This window comes from Niallia sp. CD-39, from assembly GCF_059874745.1.
The window spans coordinates 440,201-453,042 of record NZ_JCBCPS010000001.1; the positions used below are offsets into that span (position 1 = coordinate 440,201).

At 34.9% G+C, this 12,842-nt stretch carries 13 protein-coding genes and 1 riboswitch; of the genes, 3 read left to right on the forward strand and 10 right to left on the reverse strand.

Translation table 11 applies throughout. The annotated features are described in order from the left end of the window. The first annotated feature begins 2 nt into the window (after positions 1–2). Positions 3–290, forward strand: a complete 288-nt coding sequence (gene qoxD, locus AC6F34_RS02210) for a cytochrome aa3 quinol oxidase subunit IV (RefSeq protein ID WP_500768528.1) — start codon at positions 3–5, stop codon at positions 288–290. A 33-nt stretch (positions 291–323) separates the two neighbouring features. On the opposite strand, the gene AC6F34_RS02215 is transcribed toward qoxD, so the two are convergent. Together AC6F34_RS02215 and thiT are read right to left on the reverse strand one after the other, a co-directional pair. Continuing rightward, positions 324–584 carry a hypothetical protein gene (locus tag AC6F34_RS02215; RefSeq protein WP_500768530.1) on the reverse strand — a complete coding sequence of 87 codons (261 nt, stop codon included), beginning with the start codon at positions 582–584 and terminating at the stop codon, positions 324–326. A 290-nt stretch (positions 585–874) separates the two neighbouring features. Beyond that, entirely contained in the window at positions 875–1,447 is a 573-nt protein-coding gene (thiT, locus tag AC6F34_RS02220; RefSeq protein ID WP_500768532.1) for an energy-coupled thiamine transporter ThiT, read from the reverse strand. Positions 1,448–1,512: 65 nt separating this feature from the next. Next, a riboswitch (TPP riboswitch) is annotated at positions 1,513–1,615 on the reverse strand. Positions 1,616–1,812: 197 nt separating this feature from the next. On the opposite strand from thiT, the gene AC6F34_RS02225 reads away from it, so the two are divergent. Further along, positions 1,813–3,045 (forward strand): ATP-binding protein, encoded by a 1,233-nt coding sequence (locus AC6F34_RS02225; RefSeq protein ID WP_500768534.1) that lies wholly within the window; start codon positions 1,813–1,815, stop codon positions 3,043–3,045. 209 nt (positions 3,046–3,254) lie between these two features. Here AC6F34_RS02225 and AC6F34_RS02230 read toward each other — a convergent pair whose 3' ends face one another. The 8 genes from AC6F34_RS02230 to AC6F34_RS02265 all read right to left on the reverse strand — a co-directional run bounded on the left by AC6F34_RS02230 (position 3,255) and on the right by AC6F34_RS02265 (position 11,494). Further along, positions 3,255–4,025 carry a divergent polysaccharide deacetylase family protein gene (locus tag AC6F34_RS02230; protein ID WP_500770087.1) on the reverse strand — a complete coding sequence of 257 codons (771 nt, stop codon included), beginning with the start codon at positions 4,023–4,025 and terminating at the stop codon, positions 3,255–3,257. Positions 4,026–4,074: 49 nt separating this feature from the next. Further along, positions 4,075–5,184 (reverse strand): o-succinylbenzoate synthase, encoded by a 1,110-nt coding sequence (gene menC / locus AC6F34_RS02235; RefSeq protein ID WP_500768536.1) that lies wholly within the window; start codon positions 5,182–5,184, stop codon positions 4,075–4,077. 2 nt (positions 5,185–5,186) lie between these two features. After that, positions 5,187–6,329: a M20 peptidase aminoacylase family protein gene (locus tag AC6F34_RS02240; RefSeq protein WP_500768538.1), complete on the reverse strand. Its 1,143-nt coding sequence runs from the start codon at positions 6,327–6,329 to the stop codon at positions 5,187–5,189. A gap of 104 nt (positions 6,330–6,433) precedes the next feature. After that, the gene (locus AC6F34_RS02245) at positions 6,434–7,507 is read right to left on the reverse strand and encodes an ABC transporter substrate-binding protein (protein WP_500768540.1); all 1,074 of its coding nucleotides are present in this window, start codon (positions 7,505–7,507) and stop codon (positions 6,434–6,436) included. Continuing rightward, on the reverse strand, positions 7,504–8,307 hold the full coding sequence (locus AC6F34_RS02250; protein WP_500768542.1) for an ABC transporter permease: 804 nt from the start codon (positions 8,305–8,307) through the stop codon (positions 7,504–7,506). The genes AC6F34_RS02245 and AC6F34_RS02250 overlap by 4 nt, the downstream gene beginning before the upstream one ends. Beyond that, positions 8,307–9,110, reverse strand: a complete 804-nt coding sequence (locus tag AC6F34_RS02255; RefSeq protein WP_500768544.1) for an ABC transporter permease — start codon at positions 9,108–9,110, stop codon at positions 8,307–8,309. Before AC6F34_RS02255 ends, AC6F34_RS02250 begins: the two co-directional genes overlap by 1 nt. Beyond that, positions 9,100–10,206: an ABC transporter ATP-binding protein gene (locus tag AC6F34_RS02260; RefSeq protein WP_500768546.1), complete on the reverse strand. Its 1,107-nt coding sequence runs from the start codon at positions 10,204–10,206 to the stop codon at positions 9,100–9,102. The genes AC6F34_RS02255 and AC6F34_RS02260 overlap by 11 nt, the downstream gene beginning before the upstream one ends. A gap of 178 nt (positions 10,207–10,384) precedes the next feature. Continuing rightward, positions 10,385–11,494 (reverse strand): metallophosphoesterase, encoded by a 1,110-nt coding sequence (locus tag AC6F34_RS02265; RefSeq protein WP_500770089.1) that lies wholly within the window; start codon positions 11,492–11,494, stop codon positions 10,385–10,387. Between the two features lie 288 nt (positions 11,495–11,782). Between AC6F34_RS02265 and AC6F34_RS02270 the strand changes: the two genes are divergently transcribed. After that, positions 11,783–12,832 carry an AI-2E family transporter gene (locus tag AC6F34_RS02270; RefSeq protein WP_500768548.1) on the forward strand — a complete coding sequence of 350 codons (1,050 nt, stop codon included), beginning with the start codon at positions 11,783–11,785 and terminating at the stop codon, positions 12,830–12,832. The last annotated feature ends 10 nt before the right edge of the window (positions 12,833–12,842 follow it).

Below are 12,842 nucleotides of genomic sequence, written 5' to 3' on the forward strand. Positions count from 1 at the left end.
TTATGAAAGAATTATTTCCTCTCAATCAAGTAATGGGCTTTGTCTTATCATTAGTGCTAACATTTGTAGCATTAAGTGTTGTATTCTTCGATATGTCTTACGGAATGGGTATGGCTATTCTTCTCGTCACTGCATTGATTCAAGCAGGTTTACAACTTGTCTTATTCATGCATGCTGGTGAAAGTGAAGATAAAGCCTCCATCTATACAAACGTATTTTATGGATTAATTGTTGCAGTAGTAACAGTGCTTGGTACTCTGCTTACAATGGTTTGGGGTTACAATATTTAATAGATCTTTGCATTAACAACAAAACCAGGTGGACTATACAGTTCCACCTGGTTTTGTATTTATATGAACATCTAAACGTTTTCGTTTTGTCTTCATTAAAACCTCTTCGGTTGCTACGAAAAACACGCCCATTAAGAAGATAAAAATCGCTCCTACAATCGCTCCTATTCCAACCCCAGTCCAAACACTGGAACCGCTTGCAAACATCCCGATTAAAAAGATAACGATCCCAATCGTTAAGATGGACCCACCACATACTTTCGTTGCCTGTAACATTTTGTTGTTATTGTTCATCGTAACCAACCTCCTATCTATACTATATTCGTTCGTTCACAAAATTGTCAAATAATTTTTATAGTTTGTTCAATTTTATCTATTGCAAACACCTTTTATTCTATATATCGCCCAATTTGTGAAGGATATTTCACAAATTAGGTAAGCAATTTTCGATATTTCTTTTAACCTCTTCTTAACTTCCCATTATTAAGCATTAAAATGAGGCTAACAATAAGTATTCTATTACTAAGAAAAACGATCCATAAAAATAGGCACGACCCTCATGTTTGAAGATCGTGCCTGTTTTTTTATAAGCTTTTGTTTATTGCAATTTGTTTTGTAGTAGATAAAATTAAAATCAAGACGATGATACAGAAGATTGCTGAACCTAGCATTGCCGCGCCATTTGCTAAGAATGAAAATAATACAGCCGACATATTTGCTGGTGCATATTCACTAAAGAAGATGACTCCAGCTAGGAAGTGCCAAAAATATCGTGCAATGCTTCCAACTAAAACAGCTAACGATATCCACGCTATAAATTGACCTTTTTTATCGGCTTTTAACGATGTTTGAATTTGTTTAAAGAAAAGTCCTGCAAAACCAATGAATGCAAATGCAATAAAATATTCAATAAACGCTTGAGTTGGAGTTAAAATCCACGCATTACCGGTTACTACTTGCAGAAGCCCCCATAGAAACCCTGCGATCACACTTGCTTTAAAGCCCCATCTAAATGCAAGGATAAAGATTGGTACCATTGCAAATGAGATTGAAATATTAGGAGTTGGCTTAATTGCAAGCGGCAATAAATCAAGAATCAGTGCAAAAGCTGCTAAGAATGATATTTCAATCATTATAAGTAATTTACCTTTATTCATAAAAAAAATCCCCCTTAATATGTAATAGTATTACCTCAAGGGAGAATGACAAGACAAGACAAAACAATCCTATTATTCCACATCCCTGCGTTAGCATTATCTAACAGGTTCAAAGGGTCAGAACAAAAATGTTCAGTCTCAGCTATTCGTGCTCCCCTTGTGGTAAAAAACTATAAAATTAATTAATCTTAATCAGTATAATACAGAACTCACTCTTTGAAAAGTAGCTAAGATAAATCTATCTTTTTAGAATGCTTTTACGCAGTTAGAAATAAAAGAAGAACTAAAATAATTCATAAGTCGAAAGGAATTTCCAACTATTTGTATAATTAAATACATATCACTGATCCTTAAAGGAGATACGTATGGATAGCTTTATTACTAGCCTTGCCTTGCACTTTTTTATTATGATGTTTATTCCACTCACTAATATGATTATTTATCGTCATTATGAAAAAACAAAAGGCCATTTCTTTTTTTGGCTTGCTAACATCCTTGCGCTCTTATTGACGATGATCTTTTCGATAAAAGTTGATGATTCTAGCATCTTCGATTTAAAATACATTCCCGTCTTCATTACATTCTTTTATATTCACCCTTACGCTGGTATTGCAAGTACAGCTTGTTTATTTATTTTTGCTTACTTCTTAGAGCCGACGCAACTTTTCTTAATATTCATCAATTATTCTATGATTATCTTAATCTTTACGATTTTGTCTCGAGTATATAATCAATTTTCATTTTTAAATAAAATTATTTTTGCGACCATTATGTACATACCAATTATTTTCACAAGGATCATCGGAACCCATTACGATTCAATAACAGAAGATGTACTAATGATAACGATTTTTTCAATTGTCTCTGTATTAACATTATTAACTATCATTTATTTAATCGAGTTAAACATTGCTCATATCGAAATGGATATGCGCTTGCAAAACGCAGAAAGAATGAATGCAATTAGTCAGTTAGCAGCATCAGTCGCACATGAAATCCGCAATCCAATGACAACGGTTAAAGGGTTCTTACAAATACTTAAGAATGAACGAAATTTAACATCACAGCAGCAAAGCTTTGTTCAATTATCTTTAGAAGAACTAAACAGAACGAATATGATCATTAGCGATTTTCTAACACTTGCAAAACCTAATGAAAAAGCTGTTCATTCCTTGCCCTTGACAACGACACTTCATGATGTCATTGATTTTATGCGACCGTACGCTAATCTTTCAAATGTTACCTTCAAGATGACGATAGAAGATCATTTATATATAAAGGGGAATGTGAACGAATTAAAGCAGCTTTATATAAATATTATTAAAAACGGGATTGAATCAATGGATAAAGGCGGAACAGTTTTTATTCATGCCGTACAATATGAAAATAAAATCCTAGTTAGTGTGAAGGACGAAGGATGTGGCATATCTAAAAGCAAAATGAAAAAGCTCGGCCATCCTTATTACTCAACAAAAACAACAGGAACGGGCTTAGGACTACTCGTTTCATTTCAAATCATTAAAAGAATGAATGGTACTTACTCTATTAAAAGTGAGGTCAATAAAGGCACAACATTTCAAGTTATTTTCCCAATCTAACGGTGTTTCGACAACAGCCATCTACCTTTAAAAGAATAAACGACAGGATTGGTGAAATTAATTAATAAAAAGTGATATATCGTTTGACAAATGTCTAAATTTGCGCTTTCCCGAGAAATAATTAAAATCCTGTTGCACTCATGCGCCAGGATTTTAATTATTTATGGAAGGTATGAAGGTATTTTCCCTATCGTGTAAACTTAGAGAATTTAATAGGTACCATCGATCAATTTGTCTTCCTCAATCATTTTAGACAACGGAACTATTTCTGTTTTCTGTAAATATCTTGGTAAGTATTCTGTTAATACCTCTGCCATTTGTGTACCAGTAACTCCTACATGGCCTATTGCAATTACATCTGGACTTCTTTCAATTTTGGCCAACAATAAATTTGCTTGCTTTAAAATATGTCGTTTCGTATAGACGTCATCAAAAAATAATTGATTCTCTAAAATCGGCACGCCTACTTCTTCTGCGATAGCTGGAATCACACTTTTTCCTGTCGTCTTACTATCTAAATAGTACAATCCATTTTCCTTACAGACGGCTAATACAACGCGCATAATCCGTTCATTTTCAGTAATTTTAGAACCCATGTGATGATTCATTCCTACAGCATAAGGATTTTGCTTGATTGCTTCAAGAACCCTTTCACGAACCTCCTTATCACTCATATCAGCAGTGATCGCCCCTGGGCCTAACCAGCTTCTTTTGCCCTTTTTCGGCTCCATTGGCATATGTATAATAACTTCATGACCTAACTCATGTGCTGTTTTCGCATCTGTTACAGTCGATGGTAAAAAAGGCATAACAGCAATTGTTAAAGGAGCTTCGAGTGATAGAATTTCTTTAGTACCTTTCATATCGTTGCCAAGGTCATCAATCACAATTGCTAATTGCTGCTTGATAACCTGAGCCGAAACAGGATTTACAATGAACATAGAAACGAATACGACTATAATTACGTACAAGATTCGCATCTTCACTATTTATCACCTCTAGTGTTACTATGCCAAAAAAAGCGCAACACTACTCACAAACAATTTTTTTGCTAATTGTAAAAGCATCGATACGATCACTGACAGGTTCAAAGCCAATTCCAAATTGCTTCGGCACCTCAATAAACCCGTTGTCTGTTATAACTTCTGGGTAAATGACATCTTCATGCCAATATCTTGATGACCCAGCAATATCCCCTGGATAACTAAAGGAATCTAATGAAGCCAATGCAATATTATGTGCTCTCCCTATTCCGGACTCTAGCATGCCTCCACACCACACAGGAACGCCCTGTTCTTTACAATAGTCGTGAATCGCTTTCGCTGTGGTTAAACCACCAACTTTGCCGATTTTTATTGTAATAATTTTACAGCTTCCCATCGCAATCGCTAGTTTTGCATCATGCAGTGAGTTTATGCCTTCATCAAGACAGATCGGAGTCCTTAATTGCTTTTGTAAAACCGCATGATCAATAAAATCATCATAGGCTAATGGCTGTTCAATCATTAAAAGATTATATTTATCCAGTTCTTTTAATCGTTCAACATCATTTAAGTGATAAGAGGAATTCGCATCAACCATAAGCGGCAGCTCAGGGAAATGTGTACGAATGGCTTCTACGACATGTACATCTGCGCCAGGCTTTACTTTCACTTTGACCCTCTTAATGCCCTCTTCTACATAACGGTGAATGATTTCTATCAAAGCATCATTAGAGGGTTGGATGCCTATGCTAATCCCCGCCTCTATTTTGCTTTTTGTCCCCCCTAATGCCTCTGATAAAGAGAGACCCTCCACTTTAGCATATAAATCCCAAACTGCACCTTCTATAGCTGCCTTAGCCATATGATTTTTCCGAATTGATGAGAAAGTGCTTTGAAGATCGTCAGGGTGCTTAATTTCATTCTTTAGTATTAGTGGAAGAAGAAAATCTTCCAATATATGCCAATTTGTTATGAACGTTTCTTCAGTGTACCATGGCGTATCAAAGGCTACTGATTCTCCCCAGCCACTTTCTCCATTCTCTTCAATTGCTTCGAGCAAGATAAAGTTCTTCTCTTGTACCACTCCAAAGCTCGTAACAAATGGTGTTTTCATCTTCATTCTTAGGTGCCTCATGATTACTTTTTTTATTCTCATTCTTACTCACTACTTTCTATATATGCCACCGTTTTCAATACAGCCGTAGCTAGTATATTTACACCAGTATACATTGCTTTACGATTAAATGTCATTTTAGGATGATGTAAACCAGGAGATAACCCGCAGCCTAGCCCAAGCATCGTTGCTTTTAAATCCGGTTTCGCTAACGTATAAAAATGAAAATCATCACCACCAGTTGTGACAACAGGCTTTTTCGTCATACTCTCTCCAATTACTTCAACTATAGATTGCTCCATGATCATCGTCGCTTCAGCGTTTTTCTCCGCAGCTGCTAAGTTCGCTAGTATTCCCCAGCGAATTTCAACCTGATTCAACCCAGCTAAATGATGTAAAATTCTTTCAACATGATCATAAAGAACTTCCATTCCTTCGTTTGTTTGCACCCTCATATCAACACTTAGCTTTGCAGAAGCTGGTATAATATTGGCAGAATCACCTCCTGCAATAAACTTAGTCACTTTTACTGAGTAAGGAAGCATAGGATCCAAATAGATTCCTTTTAAATTTGAGACAATCGAAGCTCCTACCTCAATTGCATTTTTCCCCAAGTGAGGACGAGCTGCATGTGCCTCTTCCCCATTAATCTCGATTTCGATAAACCTAGCTGCACCATGATGAATTGCAGGAACTGCATAGCCATCAGCAAGCTCTTGCTTTGGTCGAAGATGAATTCCATATAAATACTCTACGTCTTCTAAAACACCTTCTTCAATGAGCTTCAAAGCACCCGTCCCTTTCTCCTCAGCTGGCTGAAAGATAAAACGAAGGCATACATCTTTTTTAGTAAAATCATATTGATTTAATAAAAGTATCGTACCCACAACACAGGTCATATGTGCATCATGTCCACATGAATGATTCGCTTTAAAAACCCCATCGACTTCTTGCCATAAAGCATCCATGTCTGCTCTTAATGCAATAACATGAGAGCCAATACCAATCTCTGCAATAAGTCCTGGATGATCTCCAAATGTCGTTACCTTCACACCGTTATTTTCCAATAAAGTAGTAAGATAAGCGGTTGTCTGATACTCGTCCCAACTAACTTCTGGATTTTTGTGCAAATATTCAAATATTTCATCCAACAGCGGTATTGTCTTTGTATCAAGTTTGATTGTCATACATCCATTTCCCCTTAGAGTTAATACTATATACTATTTATTCATGAAAAAAATGTCCGTTATTTTAAGTATAATAGAAAAACCGGCAAATAAGCCGGTTTTTCTTATTTTTTATGCATTTTGAACTCTAAGAAAAGTTCATTGTAATATGCAAGCATATGTTTTCCGAGGTTCTCATACACTTCAAGTCTCGCTGTTAATTCCTCATCAGGATAAAAACGTTCATCTTCTACTACTTCGTCATCTAAATATTCTAACGCTGCCTTATTTGGTGTGGAATAACCGACATAATCAGCATTTCTAGCACCAATTTCTGCATCTAATAAGAAGTTCATAAATAAATGGGCACCTTCAACATTTCGAGCTGTTTTAGGTATGACCATATTATCGAACCATAAATTTGAACCTTCTTCAGGAACAACGTATTCTAAATTTTCTTTTTCCCACATAAGCTCCTGTGCAACACCTGACCATACAATGCCAATCCCAGCTTCATCATTTTGCATAAGCAAGCGGATTTCGTCACCGACAGTTGCTTTAATATTTGGTGCTAGTGCATCTAGCTTTTCTTTCGCTTGTTGAAGGTGGTCTATATTCACATCATTCAAAGAATAATGCAAACTATTTAACCCCATACCAATTACTTCACGAGCTCCATCTATAAGAAGAATCTCATTTTTAAACTCTTCTTCCCATAAATCATTCCAATGAGTAATTTCACGATCTTTTATAATGTCAGTATTATATAGGATCCCTACTGTTCCCCAAAAATAAGGAATCGAATATTCATTGCCAGGATCAAATGCAAGATCCATAAATCTAGGGTCAATATTTTGCAAATTAGGAAGCTTTTCATGGTCAACAGGGATTAATAATCCGTCTTCCTTCATTTTTTCGATTGTGTATTCAGATGGTACTGCAATGTCATAGCTTGTACCACCTTGTTGAATTTTTGTTAACATTGCTTCATTTGAATCAAACGTTTCATATATAACCTTTATACCTGTTTCTTCTTCAAACTCTTTGATTAAATCTGTATCGATATAATCTCCCCAGTTAAAAACAGTTAAGGTATTTCCACTCGTAAATCCTTGAGCTGAATTCATGCGATTGATGAGGACTAATAAGGCAATAGAAACAATCGTAACAATAATAAACGCTCGTATTAATTGTTTCATTGACGAACCCCCAATCCATTCGGTTTATTCGTTTTCTTCGTTATAAAATAATAACCAATCACAAGGATCATTGTGAAGATAAACAATAATGCAGATAAAGCATTAATATCTAAAGATACACCTCGTCGTGCTAATGAATAAATTTCAACTGATAAAGTTGTAAATCCATTTCCAGTTACAAAAAATGTCACGGCAAAATCATCGAGAGAATAGGTTAAAGCCATGAAGAAGCCAGCAAAAATACCTGGTGTAATATATGGCAGAATGACCTTTGTTAATACATCAAATTTACTTGCCCCTAAATCAAGTGCCGCATAAATCATTGTTGGACTCATTTCCTCAATCTTAGGCAAGACCATTAAAACAACGATTGGAACACTGAAAGCAATATGTGCTAACACAACTGAAATAAATCCTAATTGTAAACCAATCATCGTAAAAAGAATAAGAAATGATGCACCGATAATTACATCGGGTGATACAATTAATACATTGTTTAAAGATAGCAATGTATTTTTTGCTCTACGTTTACGAACATAAGCAATTGCTAATGCACCTGCAATTCCGATAATTGTTGACACGGTCGCGGAGATTAGCGCAACGACAATTGTGTTTAAAACAATAATCAATAAACGCGTATCCTCAAAGAGCGCTTGATACCATTCAAGTGTAAATCCTTCAAATTTATACATCGTTCCCCCACTATTGAAGGAATAAAAAATTAAATAAAAGATCGGGGCATAAAGAACAAGGAATACAATCGCTAAATAGATGGACGAAAGCTTCTTTTTTCTTTTCATTACATTATCCCCCTCCTTCTTCTACCTGTTAGAACCATGATCAGCACCATCGCTAAAATTAAGAATACAGCAATGGTTGCCCCCATTCCCCAATCCTGTGTTACAAGGAAGTGTTGTTCGATTGCTGTACCTAATGTTATAACACGGTTTCCTGCAATTAAACGTGTAAGCATGAACAAGGATAATGCAGGTATGAAGACAACTTGACATCCTGCCTTTACTCCATCAATTGTCAGTGGGAATATCACTCTTTTAAAAGTTGTCCAACTAGAAGCTCCTAAGTCATTTGCTGCATAAACAAGGGACGGATTCATCTCGTTTAAAGAGTTAAAAATAGGTAGAATCATAAATGGTAAAAAGATATAGACCGAAACGAAAATAAAGCTGAAATCGGTAAATAATATTTGCTTGCTGCCTACTCCGATTGCTTCTAAGAAGCCGTTTGCTGCACCATATGTTCCAAAGATACCTAAGAATGCGTATGCCTTTAGTAAAAGATTGATCCATGAAGGCAAGATAATAAGCAGTAACCAAAGCTGCTTATGCTTCGTTTTCGTTAGCAAGTAAGCAGTTGGGTACGCGATTAAAAGAGTAAATAGCGTAATTAAAAATGCATACCAGAAAGAACTTAATGTCATTGTTAAATAGACAGGTGTAAAGAACTTTTTATAATTATCGAACGTAAACTGACCATCTAAGTCAAAGAATGAAAAATACAATACAAGCAAGATCGGTGTAACAACGAAAAATGCGATCCAGATCACATATGGAATTAAATAAAAGTTACGTGAATTAGTTCTCATTCTGATCCTCTTCATACGCTTCTAATCGTTTATCAAATTCCTCTTCTGTTTCATTAAATCTCATAACATGGATCGCTTCTGGATCAAAGAATAAGCCGATTTCTTCCCCGACGATTGCTTTTTTCGTTGAATGAACTAGCCATTCATTTCCATCTTGGTCATAACAGCTAATTTCATAATGAACACCTCTAAACAATTGGCTGTCTACTTTTACTTGAAGTTTTCCTTTTTCAGGTGCTGTAATTTCTAAGTCCTCAGGTCTGATGACGATATCAACATCCTCATTATTATGGAGGCCTTTATCAACACATTCGAAAGTTCTTCCAGTAAATTGGACAACGTAATCATCTACCATCACCCCTGGGACAATGTTTGATTCACCAATAAAATCCGCAACAAATCGATTGATTGGTTCATCATAAATATCCGTTGGTGTTCCGCTCTGTTCAATCTTACCGTTATTTAAAACGAAAATTTCGTCAGACATCGCCAATGCCTCTTCTTGATCATGTGTAACAAAAATGAACGTAATTCCCAATCTTCGTTGCAGCTCTCGTAATTCATACTGCATTTCTGTACGTAGTTTCAAATCTAACGCTGAGAGTGGTTCATCTAATAAAATTATTTCTGGTTCATTAACTATCGCTCTCGCAATTGCAACTCGTTGTCTTTGTCCACCTGACATTTCACTAATTTCTCGACTGCCATAACCTTCAAGATTGACAAACTTCAATGCCTCTTCAACTTTTCGATTTACTTCATCGTTTTTCATTTTTTTAATCTTCAAACCAAAAGCCACATTTTCAAATACGTTTAAATGTGGGAATAGTGCATAATCTTGAAAAACTGTATTTACTTGTCTTTTATTTGCAGGCACATGATTGATCACTTTATTATGAAAGTAAATCGATCCTTCTGATGGTTCAATAAAACCTGCAATTAAACGTAAAACAGTTGTTTTTCCACAGCCAGAAGGTCCGAGTAATGTATAAAATTTACCTCTCTCAATTTCAAATGATACTTCTTTCAAGACAGGGGCGTCCTGGTCGTATTGCTTCGTAACATTTTCAAAACGAATAATAGAATTCTCTGCCATTTTGTCTCCTTTATAAACGATATTTTTATGTCGAATTATGAATAAAATTGCAAGATGCTAATAAATTATTCTAGTGGAATAAGCCCTGTTTTACAATACATTCTTTCAATTTTGACTTATTTTTTCCATGCACTTTTACTGAGTATTACTAAATCTTTATCGCAGTCTACGAAAACAATCATTTCTTTCTTTTCTTTTTTAATGATTCGATTACTTTCATGTGGTCGTGTTTTATTTTATATTCAGTTTTTGAATCGATGTCTACGACCGAAATATCAACGTTTTCTTTTCTCTTGTATATTGGGTATGCTTTAGATCTTGACTCAAGGATAATCCACTTGCTATCTTGTCGTACTAATTTCAGGTCGATAACGCCTAAATGATTTCCCCAATGCCCAGCCTGAACTGCTGGTATATTATTAATCGTTCCAAGTACACCGTCTAATGTATCCGACACTTCACCATTAGGAAAGATAGAATGACTATGACCGTATAATAGAACGTCAATCCCTTTTACGTGTGATAATGCGATCGTTGAGTTCAAATGTCTGTTTTGAACTTGTTGATCAGCTTCTAGGCCTGCATGATTTAGTGCTATAATAACGTCTGCACCGTCTTTCTTCATTAAAGGTATAAAATAATTAGCAGCATCAACTATATTTTTTACAGATAGTTTCCCTTTAAAGAATTCATTGTTCCACTTTGCAACGATCGGTGTTATGAATCCAATAACACCTATATGAATCATATGTTTCTTTCCGCCTGAGTCGATCACTTCCATTGGAATGATCTTATATGGTTTAAACAAGTTAAATTCACCCATTTGATTTGGTGTTTGATAGAACACATTCGCATTCACAACTGGAAAAGACGCATCCTTAAGATGGTCCATTAAATAATTCACTCCAAAGTTGAATTCATGATTGCCTACAGTCACGGCATCATATTGTAGCGAATTCATCACTTTTATAACTGGATGAACTTCGCCGATGTATAATAGCCGATTTTCATAGTAATAACGATTAAATTCATTTCCTTCTAGGAAGTCTCCTGTATCAAATAACAATGTATTATTGTTTTTCTGTTCCCTTTTTATTAAGGAGGCTGTTCTTATCAGTCCTTGTCTAAAGTCCTTCTTTAAAAGCTTGTAATCATAGTCCATTAAATATCCATGCATATCCGTTGTTTGCATCACTTTCAAATGAATGGTTGAACTTGCATGAATCGTAATTGTTGACATGCTAAAAATAACCAGTGTAATGAAAGTGACAAATAAACCTTTTTGCATCCTCACAAAAAAACGCCCCTTTAAACTTTCATTTCATTAGTTTGTTACAGATTGAAGTCGAATATGAACAAGGTAATGATAAAGTTACGTAAATTTTTTCTATTTACAAAAAAATTAATATCTTATTGTTGTATAAATCATATAAAATAGAATTACATCGTTAAGGAAGATTATTTACAGACGTGCGTTCACGCTTTTTATGGAGCAATTCATCGTAATTCCCAATTCAGTCGCACATGATGGAATAAAACCTTATGAATGAAGCAATAGACTGGGGGATTACAGTAAATGGAAGCGATTATTAATTTTTTTAAGCAAAATGGTATTAAAAGACTGATTATTTTTGCCATTTTAGTCTTTGTTCTATATTTGATGAGAAGTATGATAAACATTATTTTGATTACATTTATCTTCTCATTTCTTATGGATCGACTTGTGCGTCTAAGTTTAAAGAAAATTACAATCAATCGAAAACTTATGGTCGTCATATTATATACAATTATCATCGGATTACTATCTTATGGAATTACTAAGTACTTACCTGTTATTGTTAACGAGTTTTCTCAGCTAATTGTTCAACTGCAGCTTTTCTTTATGCAGGACCATGATCATTATATCTTGAATTACATCACCGACTTACTAAAGCGAAATGAAATTACTACTTATCTAGAACAAGGCTTAAGCATCATACTTAAATATTTCTCTGATATTAGTAAAATTGGAATTCAATTTATTATTTCAATTATTCTAAGCTTGTTCTTCTTACTCGAAAAAGATAAATTGATCGCATTTACATTAAAGTTCAAACAAAGTAAGGTAAGTGCCTTCTATAATGAGATCGAATATTTTGGAAAGAAGTTTGTTCAAACGTTTGGAAGAGTATTAGAAGCACAGTTTATGATTGCTACAGTCAATTGTATTTTAACAACACTTGCATTATGGTTACTTGGCTTCCCTCATTTACTCGGGTTGTCCATCTTAATTTTTTTCCTTGGATTAATTCCTGTTGCAGGCGTTATTATTTCCTTATTCCCACTATGCGCAATCGCATATACAATCGGTGGGTTTATGATGGTCATTTACATTCTCGGAATTATTATGATCATCCATGCGATTGAAGCATACATTCTAAATCCAAAGTTAATGTCAGCTAAAACGAATTTGCCTGTATTCTATACGTTCGTTATCTTAATCTTCTCAGAGCATTTCTTCGGTGTCTGGGGATTAATCGTCGGGATTCCTGTCTTTATCTTCTTATTAGATGTACTTGGCGTTCGAGATGTCAGTGAAATCAACAAAAAGAAAAAAATAGAAAAAGAAGTTCCTACTGAAATGTAATTGCCATTAA